Below are 25,467 nucleotides of genomic sequence, written 5' to 3'. Positions count from 1 at the left end.
GGCAGACTTCCACCGCACTGCAATAGTGTCTCCCGCACCTGAAAAAGAGCCGGACCGGGCCAGCAGCACCGCCCTTGCACGGACAAAGCGCACAGGTGCATACAACAAAACCAGGAAGATGGAGACCCGACCGTGAACTATTACAACCTCAGCGCCGCACTGGGCGGTATGGCGATTGCCGCCAGCAGTTTTGCCGCCGCCCCAGCCTGGCAGGAAGGCGCAACTTATAACGCCGGAACACAGGTCAGCTACAACGGCCACACTTACCAGGCCCTCACAACGCACACCGCCTACGTTGGCGCAAACTGGAACCCGGCTTCCACGCCCACACTCTGGAAGGATCTGGGCACAGGCAGCAACCCGACCGCAACTCCGACTCCGACCGCGACTCCCACTGCCATACCAACCGCCACTCCAACACCAACGGCCACTCCAACGCCAACCAGCACGCCGACGGCCACGGCAACACCAACACCGACCGCCACCCCCACCATCACTCCGACACCTGTCGGCAGTGCTCCCGCCTGGGATGCCGCCAAACAGTACAACGGCGGGCAGCGCGTGAGCTTCAATGGCAAAATTTACGTAGCCAAGTGGTGGACCCAGGGCGATGACCCGAGCAAATCCGGGGCGTGGGGTGTATGGAAACTGATTGGCGATGCCGGGAATGCAACGCCGACACCGACGGTGACGCCAACCACCACACCGACTCCGACCGCTACGCCTACGGCAACACCGACTCCTACAGTCACACCGACGGCAACACCGACCCCGACACTAACCCCGACGGTGACGCCCACACCGGGCCCCGTCGTCGGCTATGTCAGCACCAGCAACTGGAAAAACGGCGCCAAGGCCGCCTATTCGCTGGTCCATGACGACCTTTGTGCCTACATCACCGACGGCCAGATCAACTATGCGATGCCGGAGCTGAAAGCCCGAGGTCTCGTTGCCGCCTTCGGCATCATTTCGAGCAAATGCGCCGAATACCACTGGACGGCAGCAAAGCAGATGATTGCCAACGGCAATGAAATCTACAGCCACACCCGCAATCACTACGATGCCAACACGGCAAACTGGGATAGCGCGGCTGAAATCAAGGGCGCCAGCGACGATATCGCCGCCAGGCTCGATGGTTATCGCGTCACGTATTTTGCCTGGCCTTCCGACATCGCCCCCGATGCACCGCTGGCCTATCTGCGCAGCGCCGCCGGTTATCTGGGCGGCCGGGCACCAAACCGCGTCAACGCCAGTGGCGGCATCGAATATGGCAACGCCGCCGGTGTGAACATGGCCGACTTTGCCGACCCCTATCAGATCAAATGGGATCTGTTCACCAACACCGGCATCTGGTCGCTCTACCCGCAGGGTAGTGAAATTCTCAACCTGCATGTGGATGCCGCCATCAGCAGTGGCGGCTGGGCTACCCGCACGGCGCACGGCGTTGCCGACAGCAGCTGGGAATCGATTCCGCTGGCGCGTTACACCGCACATCTGGACTACGTGAAAGCCAAGGTTGATGACGGGTTGCTCTGGATGGCCGGCCCGAGTGAAGTCATCCGTTACCGCTTTGCCCGCCAGTATTGCAAGCCGGTACTCGGCAGCGATCTGAAATCGGTGACCTTCGACACCAGCGCCCCGGAATGCGCCAAGTACGCCACCCCGATCACACTGCAGCTCAACCCGATCAATGCTGCAGCACCACTGGCCGCACGTCAGGCCGGCAAGGATCTGGTGGTCGTGAAGCGTGACAACCAGTATTTCGTGACCGCCGATCCGTTTGCCGGAGCCATCGAGCTGCGCTAAGCACACGCAATAGAAACAAACTTCAGCTTGAACGCTTTGCCCCGCCTGCTGGCGGGGCTTTTTCTGAGCGGCAGATGCAGCCACCAGCCGGCGCCTTCCGGAGAACGGCCTTGATACGCTCACGCTCCCGTACCAGAGCACACAAGCAGGCTATCAAGAACCTCAAGCGCCATATCATAATCGAAGTTCTCGACGGCCTCGGCCAGCTTTTTCAAGCCTGATGCAGAGAAATGCCCGGAATAGTCCGAGAGCAGCAGGTCCATGACGTCAGCCACCGCCGTATCGCTTGCCTCCAGCAAGGGTCTGAGTGCCAGCAGCTTTTCATGCAATGCCGCATCATCGGCGAGCGGGTTGGCCTGCAAAGCCTTCTCGCCGGACTCCAGTGCGGCAAGACCAGCCATGACAGGCTCGAGCTCGGCCAGCACCTTCTCCAGCGCGGCTCCGACCATCGCGGAGTCCCCTCCGTTCGCGCAGACCTGCTCAAGTCTGGCGGCGGCGGCCTGCAGGGCTCTGGCACCGATATTGCCGGCAGTGCCCTTGAGGGTGTGAGCCGCCCGGGCAGGAGCACTCGGGTCAGCCTCGGCGCTGGCGGCAGCAAACAGCTGGGCAAAGGCACCCTGGGTATCGCGGAACTTGAGCAGCAGACGGGAATATAGGTGGGTATTGTTCATGGTCGTCTCCAGCCCGGCGGCAACATCGATTCCGGGCAAATCCGGCAGCACTGTTTGGGGTGTCGCAAGCGAGGCTGCTCGGGCAGCAGCGGGAGCCACATCCGCTGCAGCGCCATGGGCAGGACGGACCCAGCGGACGATGGTGGCAAACATGCTGTCCACATTCAGTGGCTTGGCGATGTGATCCTGCATGCCGGCGTCGAGCACCTTTTCGCGGTCACCAGCCATGGCATTGGCCGTCATGGCGATGATGGGAAGGCCGGCAAACTGCGGCTGGGCCCGCAGTGCCCGGGTCGCCTCGTAACCGTCCATCACCGGCATCTGGCAATCCATCAGTACGCCATCGAAATGCGGGTCACGGGCAAGCACATCCAGCGCTTCCTGGCCATTAGCGGCAGTCACCACCGTGGCTCCCACCTGGGTCAGCAACTCGGCCGCCAGTTCCTGGTTGAGTTCATTATCCTCCACCAGCAACAATCGGGTTCCCTTCAGTCGTGCGGTCACTTCAGCCAGGCTGGACTGTTTCTCATGCTGCCGTGTTTCCAGAAGGACGCCCTTGCCCAGTGCCTCCCCGATGCTTTCCAGCAAAGTCGAAGGCGTCACCGGTTTTGCCAGCACCGACTTGATGACCACGCCGCGTTGCAGCGCACTGGCCTGTGCCTCTTCCCGGCCGAATGCCGTCACCATGATCACTTCCGGCCTGCTTTTCAGTGCGCTGGATTGCAGGCGCAGCATGGTTTCTATGCCATCCATCACCGGCATTTTCCAGTCCAGCAACACCAGCTGATACGGCGTTGCCGCCTGATCGGCCTCGACGATCCGCTGCAGGCCTGCCTGCCCATCCGCAGCCGCATCGGCCTCGATGCCGAAAGAGCGAGCCATGGCCACCAGAATTTCTCGTGCGGTGGCATTGTCATCAATGACGAGTACACGGCAGCCCTGCAGTTCGTCGGCACGGTACATGCGCCTGGGCATCGGCTCGGCCTGCAGGCCGAAACGGGCAAGAAAATGAAATGTCGAGCCCTGGCCTGGCTCGCTTTCCACCCAGATGCGGCCATGCATCATGCTGACCAGATTCTTGGAAATGGCCAGCCCGAGCCCTGTGCCACCATATTTCCGCGTGGTTGATGCATCGGCCTGGCTGAAGCTCTGGAACATCCTGCCACACTGCTCGGCGGTCATGCCGATGCCGGAATCCTTCACCCAGAAATGCAGCTCGACCGCATCTGCGGTCAGAGCCATCTTTTCGACACCGACGACAATTTCACCCTGGTCGGTGAACTTGACCGCATTGTTGCCGAGATTGACCAGCACCTGCCCCAGCCGCAGGGGATCGCCAACCAGTGCAGTCGGCACATCCGGCGCGGCGTTGAACAGCAGTTCAAGCCCCTTGTCTTCGGCTTTCAATCCGACCAGATTTGCCAGATTGTCCATCACGTCTTCGAGCCGGAAATCGATGTTTTCCATCGCCATCTTGCCGGCTTCGATTTTGGAGAAATCTAGAATGTCATTGATGATGCCCAGCAGATTCTGCCCGGAGCGGTAGACTTTCTCGATGTAGTTGCGCTGCTTCTTGTCCAGATCGGTCTGCAGCGCCAGGTGCGACATGCCGATGATTGCGTTCATTGGCGTGCGGATTTCATGGCTCATATTGGCGAGGAACTCGCTCTTCGCGCGTGTCGCATCTTCGGCGACCTCTTTCGCCTTCAGTACCGCAATTTCTGCCTCCCTGATTTCGGTCACATCCTGGGTTACACCATACATATAACGCGGCGCACCATTCTCGTCGCGCTCGATATTGCCGATTGCCCGAATCCAGGCAATGCGCCCGTCAACAGGTCGCTTGTAGCAATAGGTGGCATCGTAGCGGGGAATCTTGCCCGCGACGGCATCGGCATAGATCGCTCCAGTCGCCTCGGCCACAGCCGGGTCTGCGGCGGCAATCCGGCTATACCATTCATCCGTCAGGTGATAGCGGAAATCCGGTTTCGGGTATTCACCAAAAATCGCGGCGGCACGCTCGGAGCTGATGTAGTAATCGGGGTCGCTGTAATCGATCAGCCAGTAACCCGATCTGGTCAGATCCAGCGCCGAATCGCTCATCATATTGGCATGCGCGATCGCCTTTTCGGCGTTCTTGCGCTCGGTAATGTCCATGAGCCAGCCAAGTGCTCCGTCCTGCCCGTCGTAGCTCATGGGCAGATAGCTGACCAGCATGTCGCGGACATGCCGGTCACGATCGTACATCTGCATTTCACGGTTACTGACCATTTCCCCAGCACTGATTGCATCGGCAATGGCCAGGCGCTCTTCCTGATTCACATACAGATCGACCGGCGTATCTCCGATGCGGGCATTGAACATCTCGACGAATTTCGGATTGGCAAAGTGGATATGGCCCTCGCTCGAAAAGGCAATGCCCAGTGGCGCCGAATCGAGGATGTACTGCAAGCGGGCACGTTCCTCCAGAATGGCCTTTTCAGCCGCCCGACGTTCGGTGATGTCCCGGAAAACCACCACGGTACCCACCAGTTCACCGTTCTTGCGAATTGCCGTTGTTGCATACTCGACCGGCAGTGCGCCGCCACTCCTGCACCAGAGCACCTCGTCATCCACGGTACGGGCCAGCCCGTCACAGGCCGAGCGGTACATCGGGCATTTTTCCTGCGGGAAAGGGCGGCCATCAGGATAGGTGTGATGCAGCAGCGCATGCATCTCCCGGCCAACCAGCTCTTCTTCCGCGTACCCCAGCATCTGCGATACAGCAGGATTGACAAAGGCAATCTTTCCGTCCGTATCCAGCCCGACAATGCCATCTCCGACCGCACCGAGCAGTAGACGGCTGCGTTCTTCGAGCGAGGCCAGATGGTCTTCGGCCGCCTTGCGCTCGCTGATGTCGCGCACGGAAGCACAAACACAGACCCCCCTGCCATCGAGGGCCGGCAGCCGTGACAGGCCAACCTCGACCGGAAACTCGCTGCCATCCTTGCGCGCGCCCCTGAGTTCGCGCCCCAGCGCCATCATCTGCCTCGGCTCACCAGTCTGCGTATAGTTGTCACTCAGCGACCGGTGCCTGCCCCGGGCCGCTTCCGGCACCAGCATTTCGATCATGCAGCCGGTCAGCTCGGCATTCCCATAACCGAACATGAGTTCGATCTGCGGATTGGCCAGAATGATCTTCCCATGCTCATCCGTCACGATCATGCCATCCGGAGCCGATTCGATGATGCTGTGATACCAGGTTTCGGTCGCCTGCAGTGCAGCCTGTTGCGCTTCCAGTTCTTCGGTCTGTTCTTCCAGCTGCGCAGCCTGCCGCTGCGTTTCTTCCAGCAGGGTGCGGGTTTTCATGTTGCGCTCGAGGATTTCAATGCTCATCGCCAGAATCGGCATCAGGCCATCCAGCAAGGCCTGCTCGCGCACACCGAATGCATCGAAGGTAGCAAGCTCGATCACCGCCTGCAGGCGCCCCTTGTGCTGCACCGGCAGGACAGCGATGGCACGCGGTGGCGCTTCACCCAGCGCCGAGCCGATGCGGATGTAGTCTGCCGGCGGCTGGCTCAGGATGATCGGCGTGCGCTCCATCGCACATTGTCCGACCAGCCCTTGCCCCAGCCTGAAATACTGGGCCAGTGTCTTGCGCTCGCGGTAGGCATAGCTGCTGAGCAGGCGCAGCTGGCGCTCGTCTTCCTCATAAATGTAAAAAACGCCATGCCCGAGCCGGATCAGCGGCGCGATGCCTGACAGTACTTTCTGGGCAAGCTCGCTGAAGGACGCAGCTCCTTGCAGCTCGGCAGATATCTCGGCCAGATGCGTCTTGACCCAGCGCTGCTCCTCCATTTTCCGAGCTTCGCCACGCAACACATCAATGGCACGGGCAAGGTGACCGACTTCATTCGGATAATCCGTATGCGGCACCGACTCAGCCAGCTGACCGGCAGCCATCTTATCGACCGCCGCGCGGATACGCTCGGTTGGCCGCCGGATTGACAGCAACAATGGTGTACCGAACAGGACACTGAGTAAGATCACCCCCAGCAAGGAGGCGAGAGTAATCTGCAAACTCTCCCGCACTTTCTGGTTCACTGCATCTGCAGCAGTTTGTGCACCCGCCCCCTTAATCCTAACCATGGCGTCCAGAGCATCAGCAGTCCTACGCACCGGCTTGCCAAACTCCGGGGATGCCAGGTAAGCCGCAGCAGCAGCACGATCCCGCTCCGTAAGCTGCATGAGCTGCTCGATATTGTGCCGGTATTCAGCGTAACTGCTTTCGAATTGCGCAAGTCGCGCCCGTGCTTCGGCCCGAAAAATGCGCTGGCGAAAATCATCGACGGCCAATTGCAGACTGCGATCAGCTTCAAGCACTTGCTGCCGGGCATTGCCTTCCCTGCCCGGCTCACCTGGCCGGACCATCTGGTCGACAGCACGCCCCATGCGGACATAGCTGATCTGCGCCTCCTTGATGCTGATGATGCCGCGCAGGTCCTTTTCGTAAATCTGCTGGAATTCGGCATTCAACGTCTGCTGGATGTAGAGGCTGTACATGCCTAATCCCAGTACAAACAGCAGCAGCACAGCAAAGCCTGTAAATAATCGCGACGATAGCGCACGGCGCTCAAGCATGGCGGAGAGTGAAGGAAACATCATGATTCTGACTCCCGTTGTGCGGGGGATGATGCCGAGGCAAGCTGCAGGTTCAGGGCAAGGACAGCAGCAAGTTGCCGGAAATGCTCCTGGAACTGTGCATCCGGTACATGCAGCAAGGCCACTTCAAGCACGCCAAGCAGACTGTCATTACGCATGAGCGGTGTGATCAGCAACGCTGCCGCAGGATTCTCCCCAAGGCCGGAGCGGATCAGCACAAAGGCGTCTTGACTATCCAGCAGCATCTCGCGCCGCTCTCTGGCGCACTGCCCAAGCAAGCCTTCGCCGAGAGCCAGACGGGATTCCGGCAGCGGATCACAGGCAAAGCTGCCGGCAAGCCGCAGAAATTGCTCGCCGCACTCCTGCACCTGCAGATAGATCACTCCTTGCAGCACGCCCAGCTGCTGATGGACTTCCCTGAAAAAGGTGGCCACCAGCCCGGATATATTGCCGGCTTTCTGCAGATTCATGGTAAGGGCAGCAAGCTGTGCCTTGCGCTCTGTCGCCAGCTCCTGCTCTTTTGCATAGACACGAAGTTTTTCGGCCGCCTGAATGCGGGCATGCTGGCTTTGCAGCAGCTTCAGAAGCAGTATTCCGGCCAGCAGAATCAGCGCCCCCGCCAGAATCGCCACACCCAGCCGGTCGCGCAGGGGAATGGTCCGTCCCATGTCGTCCATCAGAAGCAGGTGCCAGTCACCCTGCGGATCATTCCAGGGCACTGCCGCAAGCGCGACGGCGTAGCGCCGGCCATCGATCACCTGCATGCCGGGTGTCACGGCGAGCGGCAATACCACAGGCTGCTGGTGTTCGAACTGCTTGCCGAACTGTTTCAGCTCGCGGATGGCCTGCAGGCGTTCAGGGCTTATTTCGCCGGCCAGACGGGCTATCCATTCCTGGCGGGTACTGGCAAAAACCACCCCTTGGGGCGAGAGCAGCAGGGCCACATCCGCCCTGTCACGCAGATCATTGTCGAGCTTGACCATACCAACGCGTGCGACCATGGCACCAATGGGTTCGCTACCATTGCTGCTGTCGAAATAGACGGGCGCGGCAAAATACAGCGCGCGATCACCCCGCGCGATGCTGACTGCCGCATAGACATTAGCCATTCCCTGCATGGCCATCTGAAAATAGGGACGGAAACGCACATCAAGCCCTGTCGATGGCCTTCCGCTGTTATCCCAGGACGAGGCGATCAGCCCGCTTTCGCTCACCAGGAAAACACCGTCGGCATCCAGTGCTCGCCCCACACTCTCGAACAGCGCAGTCAGCTCCGGAGAGCCCAGGCCCAGCCCCGCGCGGGCTTCCTGCTTGATGGCGTGATCGGTGAGGCCCATCATCGCCACTGCCCCAATCAGATTGCTGTTGAGCGTTTGCGCCATCAGCTCAATGCCACCACGCTGCGCCGCGGTTTCGAGCTGCTGCAACTGGCGCTGCTCGCGCAGATCACGCACCAGCTGCTCGGCGAGCAGCCCTCCCAGTACCGCCAGCAGAAGGCAGAATAGCCATGCCAGATGGCTGTGTACTGCGGCAAACGCGGCAATCCGTTTCATCATTGGCTCTACCCCGGAACACAGCACCAGCCGGCAACTGCGAGCGCAGGCCGGCTGCGGTCAATGCCCGGAAAAGGTTTCAAGCTGCCGGGCTTTTTCGGCCATATCGGCATCGCTGTCGCCAAAGCGGATGGCAATCTGCCGGAATTCATCCGCAATTTCGACAAACGCATCGACCATATCCGGATCGAAGTGCGTACCCCGGCCTTCAACGATGATGGCAACGGCATTTTCGTGCGGCATGCCGCTCTTGTAGACGCGCCGGCTGATCAGTGCGTCGTAGACATCCGCTACCGCCATCAGTCGCGCCGAAACCGGAATCGCATCGCCCTGCAAGCCCTCCGGATACCCGCTGCCGTCCCATTTTTCCTGGTGGTAATAGGCAATTTCCTTGGCATGCCGCAGGAAAGGCACATTCATGCCCAGCTGGCTTTCCGCATGCTCGATGGCCGAACGCCCCAGCTCGGTATGGTGTTTCATGATGGCGAATTCCTCGTCATCGAAATGCCCGGGTTTGAGCAGGATGCGGTCGGGAATGCCTACCTTGCCGATATCGTGCAGCGGCGCCGACTTGAACAGCATGTCGATCGTGTAATCGTCCAGATACGCCCTGAAGCGCGGATGATCCTGCAGTTTTTTCGCCAGCGCTCTCACATAATGCTGCGTGCGACGGATATGACCGCCAGTATCGCTGTCCCGCGTTTCCGCCAGCGAGGCCATCGCCAGAATCGTCACATCCTGGATGGCCGCCAGCTCGCGCGTGCGCTTGGCAACTTCGTTTTCCAGATACACGTTCTGGTCTTTCAGAAAATCGGCCGCAGCCTTGATGCGCAGATGCGTGGCTACGCGCGCCAGCACCACGGGCGGATTGACCGGCTTGGTGATGAAGTCCCCCGCTCCCATCGCCAGCCCCTTGGTTTCTTCCTCGGTCGCCGTCATGGCCGTCAGGAAGATGACCGGAATATCGCGGGTGGCCGGGTCGGCCTTGAGTTCCTGGCAAACGTCGTAGCCAGACAGGCCCGGCATCATGATGTCGAGCAGGATCAGGTCTGGCGGCGGATCTGAGCGGGCGATTTTCAGCGCCTTCTCGCCATTGTTCGCCGCCTTGACGCGATACAGGTCCTTCAGCAGCCCCGTCATCAGCGAGAGATTGTCCGGCGTGTCGTCCACCACCAGAATGGTGGGGCGCTCGCCTGCTGCGTGAGTCTCCATCGCCATCGTCCCGTTTGCGCAGATGGCTTAACTATAGGCAGCGTTCACCGTTGCATTACAGCGCGAATCAGGATGCACTGACCTGCGGCACACAACGGGGCCTCGGCCATGACAGCACTGCGGGCGAGGTCGCCAGTTGCCAGCATGACTGCCCACTGCTTGGGCATTTGAATACCCAGTAATGTATTGCCTTGCAGCCATTGAATTCAAATGGCTATATTCACATACCAGGCAACAATCGAAATACGAAACGCAGGTAATGGTCAGGAATACCTGTCCCGCCAAACCGGCCGGAATCAGTCCGGCTCAATGCATGGTTTTCTCCGCTTCCTGCGGGTATGGCTCGCCAGCCTTGCCGGCCGTAGCGTCCTCGGTCAGCACCGGCCTGCCGCGCATCACCCAGCCAAGATGGCCAAGCAGCAGAAGCAGCACAAGCGCCAGAAGCACGATCATGAATGCCAGCCCGATGCCGGACCAGGACAGCAGCCGGATCGTCTGCGGCCAGCCCTCACGCACAATCGCGGCACCTGCGCACAGCAGTAAGCCAACCCCCGGCGCAGCGGGCAGAAAACGGGATTGCTCCGTTCCCAGCGTCAGCAGGCACAGCAGGCCGCCCACTACGAGCAACAGCGCGAGGGTGCTCATATTCCAGGCAGGCAAGAACGCCAGCGCCCCCGCCACCAGCAGCAAGGCCAGCCAGAACAGGAATTGCAGCAAGGTACGCCAGGTTTCGTCAGGCGTGACGGCCTGCCAGCCTTCTCCGCGCAAAGCCGCCGCGCATTGCCGTGCCCACAGCGGCAGCAGCAGCCAGAACGGGCTCAGCAGCACAATCGCCGTACCGCCCTGCACTGGCCCCGGAACCAGCCCCAGCCAGTCCGGCGCCGGAATCGCGCCGCTCAGGCGATCCCAGAGGTAAAAACATGACAAGCCACTGCCCGCCAGCAGACACCAGCTGATCGTCTGCAGCCCCTCTTTCCGCCAGTAATACCCGGCCAGCGCCAGCAGCCAGAACCCGGCCAGTACCGCCAGGCCGGCAGGCCAGGCCAACAGAACACCCGCTGAAAAGAGGAAAAAACCGGCAAGCGCCGCCAGCAGGGCGCCGGCCAGCACCAGCAAACCCTGCAGAAAACCCTTCATCACCACCACTCGTGGAAATGATGCACCGGCCCGATGCCGTGGCCTACCTGCAGGCGTTCGGCATTGGCAATCGCCTGCAAGAGCCACGCCTTGGCATGCGCCACTGCTCCCACCCAGTCCGCGCACTGCGGACGCAGCGCAGCCAGCGCAGCCGACAGGGTGCAACCGGTACCGTGCGTATGCCGCGTCGGAATGCGCCGCGCCGGGAAACACACCGGCTCTTCGCCCGCCACCAGCAGCCAGTCCGGGCAATCGTCACCGGGTAGATGGCCGCCCTTCATCAGCACGGCTTTCGCCCCCAAATCCAGCAAGGCCTCGCCCTGGCGCAGCATGTCGTTTTCCGTCTGCGCCTCAGCACAATCGAGCAGGGCTGCCGCTTCCGGCAAATTCGGCGTGATCAGGCTCGCAAGTGGTAAAAGTTGTGCACGGATTCCCGCCACCGCGTCCGGCAGCAACAGCGCATGCCCGCCCTTGGCGATCATCACCGTATCGACCACCACGAAACGCGGCTGCCAGCGCTGCAGGCTTTCGGCCACGGCGGCGACAATCTCGGCATTCGCCAGCATGCCCAGCTTCACGCTGTCGACACGGATGTCACTGAACACCGCATCCAGCTGCGCATGGACGAATTCCGGCGGCACCGGATGCACGGCCGACACCCCGCGCGTATTCTGCGCCGTCAGCGCCGTAATCACGCTCATGCCGTAAGCGCCGAGCGCGGAAAAGGTTTTCAGATCAGCCTGAATGCCGGCGCCACCGCCGGAATCGGAGCCGGCGATGGTCAGAGCGTGGGGGATGAGGCGGTCGGGGGCGTTCATGGGTTGGGGGTCCTGTATTGTTTCAGCGCCTAAAGCCTGATGGATTCAGGGCAGTGTTTACGCCTCAGCGGTCTCGTTTAGATTTTGAAATTTTCAGGCCACAAAAAATAAGGGCCAAATTTCGGACTCATTCTGAATTCCCCACCCGCATCTTTGCCTTGTTGAGTCAGGTAATTTCTACCATCTTTGCATTCCAAATAACCAGCAGCGATGAGTGATTCGATAAAGTCAGCAGTTTTAACACCTATTTTCTGAGCCACTTTGGATGAAGTCAGTTTTCCAGGCAGGTCGTCATCTGACTTATCATCGGCACCAGCAGCAACTCGTTCCAGAGAAATTCTGACTTCTTCGCTAATCCGTATTATCCGCTGAGCCTCTTCATAAGCATCTTTGTAGAGTTCAGCATCCTCCGATCTACGAATCAGAACACCCATCTCGTTATTATTCACCTGGCTAAATTCGTAGAGGTTCAGACTAGTTACAATACAAACCTCTTCATTCAAATAGCATTTCGCATGCAAATTCTTACAAAAGCTAGTCCGGATGTATGACAACTCATTCAGCCAAGAAATTTCCTCTGGCTGCAGCTCACTTTTTCCGTAAATGATACGAACATCAATCTTCAATCAGTTTTTGTCAGCTAGCAATTCCTTCATTCTGTCGTTCAGCTTTAGGAAAGGACTGATCAATATGAGGCGATCCTTAGCCTCCTTAATCAACTCTTCCAGAAAATAATTCGTGGCGCTGGTATTCAGGAATTTAGCCATAAAGAGTTCTCATATTTGGTGCTATCGAGTGTGTCCATCTGGAGCAAATCCAGCGGCCAGTGCTTTTCACAAACACTTTACCACCAGCTGACGCCAGTTAGAACAAATTGCCCTTGCAGCCGCCGAGAAGCGCAGCTGCGGCCAGGGTTTCGGCGCGACGAGTGTTTGAGCCCGCAGGGCGAGTGCGGCGCGCCGCTGGACGGAGCGAGCATCGCAGGGCAGCCCGAAGGGCCGGCGGAACGGGCTCGGCTTTGGGGTGGAGGGGGATTTGCCGAGACAAATCCCCCTCCCCGTTGGCGCGGCGGAAACGCGTTCCAAATCACCGCGCCGCAAGGCGCTAAAACGCCTCATCCGGCGGGTTACGCTGCTATTGCAGCTAACCCGCCCTACATCAAACATCATGCTTCGCCATTGCAGAACACGTCGAGAAACTGACCTGTATCCAGGCGATAGCGGACATTGATGACACTGCAACCACCATCATAAAAGCCCGGCATCCTGGCCGGAGCCAGAAAAACCCGCGAGCCTTTCAAGACGGAATCTCCCCAGCCAAGGACGTAAACGGCAATCAGGACCTCATGCCCGGCGATCGACTCCACCGAGTACAGCCGTGTATAGCGCTTCAATGGCTCAGCACCAGGAGGAAGCTGGATTTTGGCTTCCATTGTCGCGGCGGCAGCGTCCAGAGAATCGATGCTCTTGCCAAGATTGCCTGCCCATGCCGAGTCAATCAGCAACAGACAAAACAGCGATGCCATGATTCGGGCCATTGCTCTTTCCTCATTCGGGGATGATTGACGATGTTTCTATCGCTACCATTCTCAACGCACGGCAGCGATTTCTTTCTTCAGCGCTGCTGTGGCCGCTTTAACATCCCCCTGCCCGCAAATCGCCGACACCACCGCCACACCATCGGCGCCAGCCGCGATCAGCGGTGCGCACAGGCCGGCCTTGATGCCGCCAATCGCTACCGCCGGCAGTGGCTTGGTTTGCATCAGGCGTGCGAATTCATCCAGCCCCAGCGATGGCGCTGCGTCTTTCTTGGTGCCTGTCGGGTATACGGGCCCAACCCCTATGTAATCGACGATAGCGGCTGATACCCCCTGCTGGTGCGCCAGATTATTGGTCGAGAGCCCCAGAATCTTGTCCGGCCCGATCAAGGTGCGCACCACGTCGGCAGGGATATCGCTCTGGCCTACATGCACGCCGTCGGCATCCACGGCGAGCGCGATGTCGACGTGATCGTTGATGATCAGCGGCACGCCGCTACCGGCCAGCACAGCCTTCAGCTCGCGGGCGCAGAGCAACCAGTCAAGCTTTTTCCACTGCGGCGCACGCAGCTGCACCACCGTCACACCGCCGGCGACCGCTTGCTCGGTGGTGCTGACCATGCCGGCCAGACCGCCGCACAGCTCGGGGTCGAGCACCAGATACAGCGACAGATCAATCGGATTCAGCGGGCGCATCAGGCATTGTCCTCGGCAGTACGCAGCTGTGCCGGCGCAATCACCGTCAGCGCATCGAGGAAGGACATCTTGAACGAGCCGGTACCTTCCGAACAATCAAACGCGCGCTCGCCGCACACGCCCATGATGCCGCAGGCGGCGGCCACGGCCAGCAGGCGATCCGGCGCATCGGCGAGAAAGGCAGCCACAACGGCGGACAAGGAGCAGCCTGTGCCCACCACGCGCGTCATGCGCACATGGCCCCAGCCGGTGGAGAGCACGCGCTGGCCGTCGGTGATGTAATCCACCTCGCCAGTCACGGCGACAATCGCGCCAGTATCGCGGGCCAGCTGTTTCGCGGCCGCCACGGCGCTGTGCGAACCGGCAGTGCTGTCCACGCCACGGCCACCGCCCGCCAGCCCCGCCAGCGCCAGAATTTCCGAGGCATTGCCGCGAATGGCGGCGGGCTGGAACGCCAGCAGCTCGCGCGCGGCATCCGAGCGGTACTTGAGCACGCCGACCGCCACCGGGTCGAGCACCCAGGGCGTGCCTGCCTTCTGCGCAGCGGCAGCCGCAATCTTCATCGCGGCCAAACGCGCCGGATAGAGTGTACCGACGTTGATCAGCAGCGCGGAGGCGATGGCGGCGAACTCGCCCGCCTCTTCTTCCGCAACGATCATTGCCGGTGCCGCGCCGATGGCGAGCAGCACATTGGCGGTGAACTCCTGCACCACCTCGTTGGTCATCACATGAACAAGGGGGGTATTGTCACGCAGCCTTTGCAATTCAAGGGCCAGCTGTTGATAGGTAACGGGAGTATGGTCAAAGGCAGTCATGGCGCTCTCTGTGATAGCCGACGGGAAAGCCGGCCGCGCCGTGACTTTCCTACGCCGGCATGATCCGGATCAGGTGTACGGGTGTTTCTCAGCCGCTGCCAATGCCAGCAGGCGGCACCCCGAGTCAGAATGGCATTGTCCGGCGCACTGCGCGGCAGGGTCAAGGCAGTCGCCCGCGAATCTGCAGGAGATTTGATCTGCTGCGACCTGTGCAATGACCGGACGGATGGCCGGCCGGAGGGTTGGCTTTCCGTGGGCAGGGGTTCTAGGCTCAGAAAACCGGCTGGCACGGGCCTGCCGGCAACGATGCAACAGGAGCCCGCAATGACCGGATTGAATCTCGACCTGAATATCGACAAGCACAATAACGCCACGCTGGTCGTGGAATGCCCGGATTGCGGGCATGAAGTCACCCATCACCTGAAAACGCTGACCACCGATTCAATGCTGCCCTGCCCGTGCGGGACGCAGATCGGCCTGAGCCAGCAGGATCTGAACCGCGCCAGCGCCATGCATCAGCTCAGCATCGCCCGTTGATCCGGTCGCCGGAACGGCTGGCGGCCACACCCAACCTTTTGTCTGTCTTACACCATGCAAAACAAGGACATAATTTATTCTTGGGGTCAGGCGGGGCTGAGGCCCCGCGCCAAACCGGGAGAACCTCGATGCGCGCCCCTCTGTTCGGAAATGCCCCTCATGACTGGCTCAACGAGCTGTCCACCGCCGACCTGAAGCGGCTGGAGCATGGTCTGGCCCGCCTGCAAATCAACCAGCCCAGTGCCTTTATCATTTTCAAGGCCAAAAGCATGCACGACGCCATCCAGTGCATTCTGATTGAGCGCGGCAAGGACATCAGCAATGCGGCCTGATTCAGACTGCCTGCCTGTCGCAAGGGCGCCGCCGGCGCCCTTTTTCCTGCCGGCGTTGCCTGTTTCAGTGGCAGAGCAGCGTACGCAGCCGCCCGGCCAGCCGCGCCACGCCGGCGTCGATCTGCCCGGCATCCGCGTGACTGAAATTGAGCCGGATACAGCTGCGGGCATCCGGCACGGCAAAGAATGGTTCGCCCGGCATGATGGCAACCCGGTCCTCCTTGAGCAAATCGCGCATCAGCGCCATGGTGTCGCAGCGCTCGGCCAGCGTCAGCCAGAAGAAAAGCCCGCCGGCCGGTAATTGCCAGCGCGCCAGATCGCCCAGATGACGCTGCAGGCTATCCGCCATGGCATCGCGGCGCGCACGGTAGACTGGCAGGATGCGCGCCAGGTGCGCCGGCAGCTTGCCGGTCTGCAGTGCATCGCAAACCAGAATTTGCGACAGGCGGTTACTGTGCAGATCAGCCGCCTGCTTGAGCCGCAGCAGGTGCGGAAACAGTGCCGGATGCGCGACCAGATAGCCCAGCCGCAAACCCGGAGCGAGAATCTTCGAAAATGACCCCTGATAGACCCACGGTGCCTGCTGCAGATGGCTAACCAGCGGCGGCGGTGCCGGCGTGTCATAGGCCAGATCGCGATAGGGATCATCCTCGAATACGATCAGGGAATGGCAATCCAGCTCCGCTGCCAGCGCCTGGCGCTCGCTGTGGCTGTAGCAGGCTCCCGACGGATTCTGGAAAGTAGGATTGAGATAAGTCAGTCGGGTATCAGTACGCAAGCCCTTTTCCAGTCTTCCCGCTGGCGGCATACCCTCATCACTGCCCCAGCCATCCAGCTCGGCGCCAAACAGCCGGAACGACTGCAGCGCTGCCAGATAGGTCGGCGATTCGACCAGCACGCGCCGACCCGGCTCGATAGCCAGCTTGGCAACCAGATCAATCCCCTGCTGCGAGCCGTTCAGGATCAGCACCTGCCCGGCCGTGCACGGCAATCCTTGCGCGCTCAGCATGGCAGCCACCTGCTCGCGCAGCGCCGGTTCGCCTTCCGACGGCCCATATTGCAAGGCGCCAGCCAGGGCTCCGGCCGGCAATGCCGCCAGATCGGGAACAAAGAGTGCGTGCTCGGCGGGCAAGCCACCGGCAAAGGAAGTGACGCCCGGGCTGCTGGCCGCAGCCAGAATGTCGCGTACCAGGGATGAGGTCAGGCGGTTGATGCGTTCGGCCAGCATGCATTTGCTCCACGGAGAGTTTTGGTCAACAATATTGACCAATATCCCGTAAAGAGCCAACTAAGTCAATATGATTGACCAATCTTCCCACGCAGCCATCCCCGAGGCCGAGCTCAATCGAGCTCTCGAACTGATCTTCCACGCGCAAAAAGCCATCACCGCCCCGCCCGATGCCATCCTGGCCGAGTTCGGCTGGAACCGGGTACACCATCGCATCCTGTATTTTGTCGCCCGCCAGCCCGGCATCAGCCAGCAAGCGCTACTGGGCATTCTCGGCGTGAGCAAACAGGCACTGCACGGCCCCATGCGGCAGCTCATCGAGGCCAGGCTGGTTGAAAATAGCCCCTCAGCCGCGGATCGCCGCGTGCGCTGCCTGTCACTGACGGCCAGCGGGCTTGATCTTGAACAAAGGCTGAGCAATCCGCAGCGAGAACTCCTTGCACGCGCCTTTCAAAGCGCCGGCAATTCGGCTACGGTAAGCTGGGTTGCCACCATGCAGGCCATCTGCAGCGCGGCCAGTTCGCCGCAAAACGGGTGAATCAAACAATATGCGGGCTTTTTGACCCTGCTCACGATACCCGCAGCAGTGGCTTCGTATGATGCTCGTAACAGTCAGCACATCGATATACAAGGCCGGTTTTCAGGCTCCCATCCGGCACCGGGCCAGCCCGGCGCAAACAGGCGATTTGAAAACCGGTGACTTGCTGAATTTGCTTTTCACCATATTTTTGACCAGCCTTGCCGCTGAAAACACAGCGCAGGCTGTTTTCAGCAGCCTGACCAAGGCCAGAGGGAGCTTGCCATGCCCGATTTAAGCACTGAATTTCTTGATCTGCCGCTCGCCAATCCGCTGATGAATGCATCGGGGGTGTGGTGCAGTGTTGCTTCGCAGCTCGAAGCACTCTCCGAGAGCGTCGCCGGTGCCATGGTGACCAAAAGCTGCACGCTGACGCAGCGCGACGGCAACCCCGAGCCACGCTACCGCGCCACGCCCTGGGGCAGCATCAACTCGATGGGCCTGCCCAACGAAGGCTTCCCCTATTACCTGAACTACGCGCGCTGCCACGATTACGAACGCAAACCGCTGTTCATGTCACTGGCCGGCCTCACGCTCGATGACAACCTCACCATGGTAGCCGAGCTGCGCGAAGCCGTGACGCCGGTAATGATGGAGCTGAACCTGTCGTGCCCGAACGTGCCCGGCAAGGCACAGGTTGGCTACGATTTCGAAGCGATGGATACCTTCATCCACGAAATCGCCGATGCCTATGACCGGCCGTTCGGCGTGAAACTGCCGCCCTACTTCGACATTGCCCATTTCGACGAAGCTGCCGCGATTCTTAATACCTACCCGCAGATTGCCTTTGTCACCTGCATCAATTCGATCGGCAATGGTCTGGTCATCGACCCGCAGACCGAAACGGTGGTGATCCGCCCGAAAGACGGCTTCGGCGGCATTGGCGGCGATTTCGTGCTGCCGACGGCGCTGGCCAATGTGAATGCCTTCTATCGTCGCTGCCCGAACAAGAAGGTAATCGGCTGCGGCGGCGTGCGCAGCGGCGAGCAGGTGTTCCTGCATCTGCTGGCGGGCGCCAGCATCGTGCAGGTCGGCACACAGCTCTTCGAAGAAGGCCCGCTGATCTTCCCGCGCCTGATCGAGGAGCTGAAAGCCATCATGCTGGCCAAGGGTTACGAGCGCATCAGCGATTTCCAGGGCAAGCTGAAAACACTCTGAGCGCATCATCGCCCCGACAGAAACCGGCTATATGCCGGTTTCTGCATTTCTGACAGCTGGTCTTGCATTTTCGTCCTGCAGGCTGAATTCTGTAAGGATGGAAACCGCAATTACCACGGCAAGGCCCGCTCCGCGCCATGCTCCTGCCCTGCAACGGCCACGCTTCGCGCGCATCCGCCGCTGGCTTGTGGCCTGCGCATTGCTGCTGCCATTCCCGCTGGCTGCCAGCAACCTGCAGGCATTTACCGAAGAGTTCCCTCCTTTCAACTACATGCTGCGCGGCCAGCACCGCGGGCTCGCCAACGAGATTCTCGACGCCGTCATTGCCCGCTCCGGCTTACAGATCGAGCGGCAGAGCTACCCCTGGACGCGCTCGGTTTACATGACTGGCGAAACACCGGACAGCCTGCTCTACACCATTGTGCGTACCCCCGAGCGCGAGAAGCTTTACCGCTGGGTCGGCCCCTTCGACGACTGCGACGTACAGCTGATCCGCCTCAGGCACCGCAAGGATGTGCACGTCGCCAGCCTTGACGATGCGCGGCACTACCGCATCGGCGCCGCACGCAATAGCGCCGGCACGCAGATCCTCCAGGCCAAGGGGTTTCCAGTGCAGCAGATCGACACCAGCGCAAGCGAGGAAAAATCGGTGCGCATGCTGTATGCCGAGCGCTTCGAATTGTCGGTCGGCTTGCTCATTGCCCACCGTTTCGAGGCAAAACGCCAGGGGCTGGACCCGGATGCGATGGAGGTGCTCTATACCCTGCAGAAGGGCAGCGGCTGCTACTTCGCCTTCAACACCCGGGTCAATGAACAATTCTTCACACGCTTCGAGAAAGCCTTCGAGGAACTGAAGCATAGCGGCGAGCTGCAGCGCATCCGCGAGCGCTATCAGGGCAAGTGAACCCTGCCCGCAGCAGCTGTCACACACCCACCATCAATATTCGACCGGCACTGGATCAAGACTGCGCCAGAGATACCATGTGGCTACCGAGCACCAGGGCTGCCATTGCGCGGCCAGCTCGCGAACGACTTTCCTCGGCAGGCGCTCGCCGCCGTGATAGTGCAGGGCCACCGCACGCAGCAGGCCGATGTCGTCCAGTGGCAGCACGTTCGGGCGCAGGAGATGAAAAATCAGGAACATCTCGGCCGTCCAGCGGCCAATACCGCGGATACCGGTCAGCTCCGCAATGATGGTTTCGTCATCCCAATCCTGCCAGTCGGCCGGATTCAAGCGCCCAGCGGCGTGGTGACGGGCCAGATCGCTGAGGTATTCAACCTTGCGGGCGGACAGGCCGCAGGCGCGCAATTGCTCGACGCTGCTGGCCAGAATGCGGCTACTTTCGATCCACTCAAGATGGGCAAGCAGACGCCCCCAGACGGCGTCGGCCGCTTTCACCGAAATCTGCTGGCCGACAATCGAGCGCGCCAGCGTCACGAAGGCGTCGCCCCGCCCCTGCAGGCTCATTTCCGGATAGGCGGCAATCAGCCCAGCCAGCACCGCATCGCGCCGGGCCAATTCAGCGCAGGCATTCTCCCAGTAAGCAGGCTTGCCGATCAAGATACATACACCCCCATCAACCTATAGCCATCGCAGATATTAGGTTGCAGTTACATACCCTATCACACGCCAGCGACGGTCATGCTTTCGATCAGGATGGAACCCACGCGACGCGAGCTGCCGGGCAGCACGTCGTCACCGATGGCGACAATCTGGCGATACATGTCGCGCAGATTGCCGGCGATGGTGATTTCCTCGACCGGATACTGGATCTGGCCATTTTCCACCCAGAAGCCGGCGGCGCCGCGCGAGTAGTCGCCGGTGACCAGATTGATGCCATGGCCGAGCAATTCGGTCACATAGAGGCCAGTGCCCAGTTCGCGCAACAGCGCATCGGCCTTGTGTGTGGCCGGTACGATCAGATTATGCGCGCCGCCGGCATTGCCGGTGGTCTGCATGCCGAGCTTGCGGGCCGAATAGCTGCCGAGGAAATAGCCACGCTGCATACCGGCCTCAACGACGTTGCGGCGGCGGGTTGCCACGCCTTCGCTGTCGAAAGCCCCGCTGGCCATGCCGCGCGGCAGGAAAGGGTCTTCGATGATGGAAACGCAGGGCGAAAACACCTGCGTATCCAGACTGTCGAGCAGAAAGCTCGACTGGCGGTAGAGGCTGCTGCCACTGACCGCGCTCACCCACTGCCCGATCAGCGAACCGGCCTGCGTTGCTTCGAACAGCACCGGATAGCTGCCGGTTTTCAGCCGGCGTGCGCCCAGTCGGCGCACGGTACGTTCACCGGCACGGCGGCCGACCCATTCGGGCGAGCCAAGATCCGCACGGGCACGGGCAACGTCATACCAGTAATCACGCTGCATGCTGCCGCTCTCCTCGGCAATCACGGCGGCCGAGAGGCTGTAGCGTGTACTCATGCCACCACCGATGAAGCCGAGCGAATTGGCATACACCCAGTTGGCGGCATTGCCGGCAACACTGGCGCCTTCCGAATTGCTGATGCGCGGATCGACCGCACGCGCGGCGGCTTCGCAGGCCTGGGCCTGGCGGATGGCTTCTTCGACCGGCAGCGTTTCCGGGTGATACAGATCGTAATCACCAAACTCGCGTGCAAACAGCGCCGGGTCGGCCAGACCGGCACACGGATCGGCAGCGGTAAAACGGGCGATGGCCAGAGCAGCGGCGACCGTATCGCGCAGGGCATCCGGTGTGAAATCGGAGCTGCTGGCATGGCCTTTCTGCTGGCCCAGATATACGGTGACGCCAACACCCTTGTCGCGGTTGTATTCCAGCGTTTCCACTTCACCCAGCCGAACCGATACATTCAGGCCGCAGCCCTCCGAGATGTCGACATCACAGGCCGACGCGCCCTGGCGGCGCGCCTCGTCCAGAATCAGGAGGGACAAATCTTGCAATTGCTGCTGGCTATGGCTGAATTCGGACACGCGGTTCATTCCGTGGAAACATGAGGGATCGGGAGCGATGGCTCAAGGTTTGCTATGATAACGCTTTTGCAACCCTGCGCCTGCCATGAACCAGCAATTTGACCACGACAACGACATCGAACCCGCCAGCAAAACCCAGCTGAAACGCGAAAGCGAGGAATTGCAGGCGCTCGGCGAAAAGCTGATTCCTCTGGACCGCAAGCTGCTGGCCACACTGAATCTGCCGGAAAAGCTGTTCGATGCGCTGCTGGAAGGCAAGCGCCTGAAAGCACATGGCGCCATCGCCCGCCACAAGCAGTTCATCGGCAAGCTGATGCGCAATGTTGATACTGCCCCCATCCATGCACTGCTCGACAAGATCGCCGGCCAGTCGGACACGCACAATGCCTGGCTGCACGGGCTGGAGCGTCGTCGCGAAAAGCTGCTGACCGATCCGAAGGCGCTGGAAGCGCTGATCAGCGAACAGCCGCAGATCGACATCCAGCAACTGCGCCAGCTGATCCGCAATGCGCAGAAGGAAAAAGCCAGCCTCGATACGCCCAAACCGCTGCCGATGAAGGCCTACCGGGAACTCTTCAAGCTGCTGAAATCCTTCACGCCCGAGCCGCCGCTGGCCGGCATCGCCCTTCCTGATATCGAAGACGAAGAAAACGACGATGCCTGATGCCACGCTGCTTGCCAGTGCCCTGCTGTTCGACATGGACGGCACGCTGGTCGATTCGACGCCTTGCATCGAAGGGCTCTGGACCCGCTGGTCGGTGCGCCACGGCCTTGACCCCGCCAGCGTGATGCAGGAAGTCCACGGAAGGCGCGGCGTGGAAACCATCCGGATCGTCGCCCCCCACCTTGATGCCGAACATGAAGTTCGCCTGCTGCTGGAAGAGGAAGCTCGCACACTGGATGGCACCATCGCCATGCCCGGCGCCCTTTCCTTCCTGCAACAGCTCGATGGACTGAACTGGACTGTCGTGACCTCGGCTCCGCGCGACATTGCGGCGGCCAAACTGCGCTGGGCCGGTTTGCCGGTGCCCGAGAGGATGATCGCCGCCGAAGATGTCAGCGACGGCAAGCCGCACCCGGCGCCCTATCTGGCCGGCGCGGCGCTCTGCGGCGTGACGCCCGACTCCTGCATCGCCTTTGAAGATGCGGCCAGTGGTATTGCTTCGGCAGGAGCTGCCGGCATGCCGGTTGTCGTCATGCAGCATGCGCACAGCCCGGCTACGGGCGGCACTTATCGCGTTTCGACGTTTGACCAGATCAGGATTACGCACCGTGATGGCGCGTTTCATCTCAGTATTCAGGAATGACCGGCATGAGCGAACAAGAACTCCTTCCCTGCGTTGAAACAGAGACCGGCGCCAATCCGCAGCATGCGGTGATCTGGCTGCATGGCCTCGGAGCGGACGGCAATGATTTTGTTCCTGTCGTGCCGGAACTGGGACTGCCGGACAATCTGCCCGTGCGCTTCCTTTTCCCGCACGCGCCCTACCAGCCCATCACCTGCAACAATGGCTATGTGATGCGGGCCTGGTACGACATCGTGTTTTTCGAGGACATCAAGCGTCACGCCGACATTGCAGGCGTCCAGGCATCCGTCGCTGCGATACGCGCCTTGATTGCCCGCGAAAATGCACGCGGCATACCGACAGCCAATATCGTGCTGGCCGGCTTCTCGCAAGGCGGTGCGATTGCCTACACGGCTGGCCTGCTGCATCCGGAAAAACTGGCCGGTATTGTTGCCCTGTCCACCTACCTGCCGGCACCGGAACTGCTGACTGACGCAGCCATGCGCCGCGCCAACACAGCAACACCGGTCATGGCCTGCCACGGCAGCCACGACCCGGTTGTTCCCGTTCAGCTCGGCCAGGCCGCGCATGATGCAGTACGCGATTTCGGCAATCCGGTGAGCTGGCACACCTGGCCCATCCAGCACTCGGTGTGCTTACCCGAAATTCAGCTGATCGGCCAATACTTGACCAGGGTATTCTCCTGAAGCCATTGTAAAACAAAAGCCCGGGACCTATACCCGGGCTTTTTTATGAACACGCATGCAAGGCACTGCTTACGTTTCCTGCCGCAGCACGTTGACGGACACCCAGAACCAGTCGGTGCCTTTTTCCAGCAAGGTACCAAGGCTGACCGAAAACACCTTTTCGCGCGCCTGTACCTTGTAGATCCGCTCCTGGGCATAGTCGGCCGAATGCATCAGCAGGGTATTCACATTCGCGCCATCAATCTGATGAGGGATGTACATTGCGGTGCGCAGGTTTTTAAGATCAATGGCACCTGTGTAGCCTATCTCGTCGACGGTGATGTTTTCCAGGCGATCCAGCTTGTCGGAATACAGATTGACAGCGACCGGAGTGGTGCTCAGGCGCTGGATGCCGGCGTAGACCTCGTCATCATTGATGCGCTGCAAGCGGCGCACAATGCCGATCTGCCAGTTGGCATCGGTATCGAAGCGCACGCCAAGCAGCAAGCCGGGGCGAATCCACTCGCATTCGGAAAGCCGCAGATGCGCACCATAGCCGCCCTCGCTCTCGTTTTCGATCAGCCAGGTCACCCAGTCAGGCAGCTTGTTCTGGAACATCTGCGGCGCCGCGCCATGTGGGGCACTTTGCTTGCTGCGGGTCCGCGATGACACGAAGCCGTACAGCCTCATGTCCATGATCTCGTCGTAGTCGACCTGACTCTTGCTCTCGACAGGCTGGCGAGTGTGTTTTTCGTTGTCGGCACGCACATGCCGGCAAACCTTGTCGAGACCGTAAATCACGTCAGCGGCCTTGGAAACCTTGACCCGCTCGCTGCGCTTGATTTCGCTATTGCGCATGTGCATGGTCCAGAACACTTCCAGATGCTTCAGCAATTCGATGCTGCCCGGGCCGCGAGCTTCAGGCCCCAGACCCAGTGTTGCGGGTGCCGCTCCCTGTTCGAGCTTCTGGATAGTCTCGGTGATCGTGCGAACCAGTTCGTGCAGACTGAGATAGCGGTAGGTTTCTGTTGCTTCGGCAGGATTGATCTTCTGCGAACCGTTCGTATCCTGCAGATTGATGCAGAGGTGATGGACATCAGGCTGATACTTGCGGGAAAGCTGCAGCAGTTTGGACCATTGCTCCAGCCACAGGTCAACCGTGTGTATCTGTCGCACCGTGAGGTTGTTGTTGGCAACAGTATTGAGCAGAATCAGCTGTAGATACTCATCCGCGCAGGAAGTCACTTCCGCGCTGACACTTTCATACAGTTTGAAAGGATTGCTGTCGGCCCCTGAAATCTCGGAGAGGCGATAAAGCTGGTGAGCCAGCGTCCAGATGCGCGCCGGGGACTTCTCAAAGCGGAAATAATGCCATTTGGCTTCGACGGCCAGATAATGCAGGCTGCGGGCCCAGATCAGTGGCATCAGCGGTTCGATCTGCGCCGCAAAGGATTCCCCCTGATCGACCTGGATAAAGCGCTGGTATGTCTCGGCCATGTCGCGGGCGAAATGGACAATCTCCTTCCAGAGCTTCTGCTCCAGTTCCTTGGGCATGCGCGGATTGCTGATGTACTGGTAGCACAGTGCATCAAACCCTTCCTGGGCAAAATCGTCGATCAGAAGCAGCGCATCCAGCCCTTCCTTGCTCGGTCTGCCCGTACTGACCAGAAAATCGCTGATGACATCATGCACCTTGGCACAACGGGATGACGCATCCAGCAGTTCAAGCTGCTTGAGCCACTGCTGGGTTGTCTTCAGCGAGTAAAGCGGTGATTTTTCTTTTGCAAACAGGGATGAAAGGCGCTCTAGCATTGAAATATGC

General features: G+C 60.4%; 23 protein-coding genes and 1 riboswitch. Of the genes, 10 read left to right on the top strand and 13 right to left on the bottom strand.

All coding sequences use genetic code 11. The features are described from left to right. The first annotated feature begins 168 nt into the window (after positions 1 to 168). Positions 169 to 1,806, top strand: a complete 1,638-nt coding sequence (locus H559_RS22450; protein WP_245579406.1) for a carbohydrate-binding protein — start codon at positions 169 to 171, stop codon at positions 1,804 to 1,806. Positions 1,807 to 1,925: 119 nt separating this feature from the next. Here the strand turns inward: H559_RS22450 and H559_RS22050 are convergent, their stop codons facing one another. The 9 genes from H559_RS22050 to thiM all read right to left on the bottom strand — a co-directional run bounded on the left by H559_RS22050 (position 1,926) and on the right by thiM (position 14,886). Then, positions 1,926 to 7,121 (bottom strand): PAS domain S-box protein, encoded by a 5,196-nt coding sequence (locus tag H559_RS22050; protein WP_081413141.1) that lies wholly within the window; start codon positions 7,119 to 7,121, stop codon positions 1,926 to 1,928. Beyond that, positions 7,118 to 8,674, bottom strand: a complete 1,557-nt coding sequence (locus tag H559_RS21115) for a GAF domain-containing protein (RefSeq protein ID WP_051279777.1) — start codon at positions 8,672 to 8,674, stop codon at positions 7,118 to 7,120. The genes H559_RS22050 and H559_RS21115 overlap by 4 nt, the downstream gene beginning before the upstream one ends. Positions 8,675 to 8,731: 57 nt before the next feature. Continuing rightward, positions 8,732 to 9,883 (bottom strand): response regulator, encoded by a 1,152-nt coding sequence (locus H559_RS0117785; RefSeq protein WP_028453793.1) that lies wholly within the window; start codon positions 9,881 to 9,883, stop codon positions 8,732 to 8,734. A gap of 306 nt (positions 9,884 to 10,189) precedes the next feature. Further along, a complete protein-coding gene (locus tag H559_RS0117775; RefSeq protein ID WP_028453792.1) occupies positions 10,190 to 11,020 on the bottom strand; it encodes a hypothetical protein in 831 nt (276 codons plus the stop codon). Continuing rightward, positions 11,020 to 11,838, bottom strand: a complete 819-nt coding sequence (gene thiD, locus H559_RS0117770) for a bifunctional hydroxymethylpyrimidine kinase/phosphomethylpyrimidine kinase (protein WP_028453791.1) — start codon at positions 11,836 to 11,838, stop codon at positions 11,020 to 11,022. The genes H559_RS0117775 and thiD overlap by 1 nt, the downstream gene beginning before the upstream one ends. 77 nt (positions 11,839 to 11,915) lie before the next feature. Continuing rightward, a complete protein-coding gene (locus tag H559_RS21110) occupies positions 11,916 to 12,464 on the bottom strand; it encodes a phospholipase D-like domain-containing protein (protein ID WP_211230973.1) in 549 nt (182 codons plus the stop codon). Between the two features lie 539 nt (positions 12,465 to 13,003). Further along, positions 13,004 to 13,375 (bottom strand): hypothetical protein, encoded by a 372-nt coding sequence (locus H559_RS0117760; RefSeq protein WP_028453790.1) that lies wholly within the window; start codon positions 13,373 to 13,375, stop codon positions 13,004 to 13,006. Positions 13,376 to 13,426: 51 nt separating this feature from the next. Further along, positions 13,427 to 14,071, bottom strand: coding sequence for a thiamine phosphate synthase (gene thiE, locus H559_RS0117755; RefSeq protein WP_028453789.1), 645 nt, complete (start codon positions 14,069 to 14,071; stop codon positions 13,427 to 13,429). Then, entirely contained in the window at positions 14,071 to 14,886 is an 816-nt protein-coding gene (thiM, locus tag H559_RS0117750) for a hydroxyethylthiazole kinase (RefSeq protein ID WP_034642070.1), read from the bottom strand. The genes thiE and thiM overlap by 1 nt, the downstream gene beginning before the upstream one ends. A gap of 29 nt (positions 14,887 to 14,915) precedes the next feature. Beyond that, positions 14,916 to 15,018, bottom strand: a riboswitch (TPP riboswitch). 192 nt (positions 15,019 to 15,210) lie between these two features. Between thiM and H559_RS0117745 the strand changes: the two genes are divergently transcribed. Both H559_RS0117745 and H559_RS0117740 read left to right on the top strand, forming a co-directional pair. Beyond that, positions 15,211 to 15,423: a hypothetical protein gene (locus tag H559_RS0117745; RefSeq protein ID WP_051279775.1), complete on the top strand. Its 213-nt coding sequence runs from the start codon at positions 15,211 to 15,213 to the stop codon at positions 15,421 to 15,423. A 128-nt stretch (positions 15,424 to 15,551) separates the two neighbouring features. Beyond that, on the top strand, positions 15,552 to 15,755 hold the full coding sequence (locus tag H559_RS0117740; RefSeq protein ID WP_028453786.1) for a hypothetical protein: 204 nt from the start codon (positions 15,552 to 15,554) through the stop codon (positions 15,753 to 15,755). 64 nt (positions 15,756 to 15,819) lie between these two features. Here the strand turns inward: H559_RS0117740 and H559_RS0117735 are convergent, their stop codons facing one another. Further along, the gene (locus H559_RS0117735; RefSeq protein ID WP_028453785.1) at positions 15,820 to 16,983 is read right to left on the bottom strand and encodes an aminotransferase-like domain-containing protein; all 1,164 of its coding nucleotides are present in this window, start codon (positions 16,981 to 16,983) and stop codon (positions 15,820 to 15,822) included. A gap of 70 nt (positions 16,984 to 17,053) precedes the next feature. Between H559_RS0117735 and H559_RS0117730 the strand changes: the two genes are divergently transcribed. The 4 genes from H559_RS0117730 to H559_RS22045 all read left to right on the top strand — a co-directional run bounded on the left by H559_RS0117730 (position 17,054) and on the right by H559_RS22045 (position 19,622). Then, the gene (locus H559_RS0117730; protein ID WP_028453784.1) at positions 17,054 to 17,521 is read left to right on the top strand and encodes a MarR family winged helix-turn-helix transcriptional regulator; all 468 of its coding nucleotides are present in this window, start codon (positions 17,054 to 17,056) and stop codon (positions 17,519 to 17,521) included. A gap of 58 nt (positions 17,522 to 17,579) precedes the next feature. Beyond that, positions 17,580 to 17,798, top strand: a complete 219-nt coding sequence (locus tag H559_RS0117725) for a hypothetical protein (protein ID WP_028453783.1) — start codon at positions 17,580 to 17,582, stop codon at positions 17,796 to 17,798. Beyond that, complete coding sequence (locus tag H559_RS0117720) at positions 17,786 to 18,718, top strand: dihydroorotate oxidase (RefSeq protein ID WP_028453782.1); 933 nt, start codon at positions 17,786 to 17,788, stop codon at positions 18,716 to 18,718. Before H559_RS0117725 ends, H559_RS0117720 begins: the two co-directional genes overlap by 13 nt. Before the next feature lie 97 nt (positions 18,719 to 18,815). Next, a complete protein-coding gene (locus tag H559_RS22045; protein WP_051279773.1) occupies positions 18,816 to 19,622 on the top strand; it encodes a substrate-binding periplasmic protein in 807 nt (268 codons plus the stop codon). Between the two features lie 33 nt (positions 19,623 to 19,655). Here H559_RS22045 and H559_RS0117710 read toward each other — a convergent pair whose 3' ends face one another. Continuing rightward, positions 19,656 to 20,279, bottom strand: coding sequence for a DNA-3-methyladenine glycosylase family protein (locus H559_RS0117710; protein ID WP_028453781.1), 624 nt, complete (start codon positions 20,277 to 20,279; stop codon positions 19,656 to 19,658). Positions 20,280 to 20,341: 62 nt separating this feature from the next. Next, positions 20,342 to 21,673, bottom strand: a complete 1,332-nt coding sequence (pmbA, locus tag H559_RS0117705; protein ID WP_028453780.1) for a metalloprotease PmbA — start codon at positions 21,671 to 21,673, stop codon at positions 20,342 to 20,344. Between the two features lie 85 nt (positions 21,674 to 21,758). On the opposite strand from pmbA, the gene yjgA reads away from it, so the two are divergent. From yjgA to H559_RS0117690, 3 genes are read left to right on the top strand one after another with little or no spacing between them, the layout of a single operon-like run. Next, a complete protein-coding gene (gene yjgA, locus H559_RS0117700) occupies positions 21,759 to 22,337 on the top strand; it encodes a ribosome biogenesis factor YjgA (RefSeq protein ID WP_028453779.1) in 579 nt (192 codons plus the stop codon). After that, a complete protein-coding gene (locus H559_RS0117695; RefSeq protein WP_028453778.1) occupies positions 22,330 to 22,980 on the top strand; it encodes an HAD-IA family hydrolase in 651 nt (216 codons plus the stop codon). The genes yjgA and H559_RS0117695 overlap by 8 nt, the downstream gene beginning before the upstream one ends. Positions 22,981 to 22,985: 5 nt before the next feature. Continuing rightward, complete coding sequence (locus H559_RS0117690; protein WP_028453777.1) at positions 22,986 to 23,666, top strand: alpha/beta hydrolase; 681 nt, start codon at positions 22,986 to 22,988, stop codon at positions 23,664 to 23,666. A 69-nt stretch (positions 23,667 to 23,735) separates the two neighbouring features. Here H559_RS0117690 and H559_RS0117685 read toward each other — a convergent pair whose 3' ends face one another. Further along, positions 23,736 to 25,457, bottom strand: a complete 1,722-nt coding sequence (locus H559_RS0117685) for a cyclic-di-GMP receptor FimW-related protein (protein ID WP_028453776.1) — start codon at positions 25,455 to 25,457, stop codon at positions 23,736 to 23,738. Between the last annotated feature and the right edge of the window lie 10 nt (positions 25,458 to 25,467).

This window comes from Chitinilyticum aquatile DSM 21506 (genome assembly GCF_000430805.1).
GTDB lineage: Bacteria > Pseudomonadota > Gammaproteobacteria > Burkholderiales > Chitinibacteraceae > Chitinilyticum > Chitinilyticum aquatile.
Note: the sequence above shows the minus strand (reverse complement) of the source record. Positions and strands in the feature narration are given on the sequence as shown.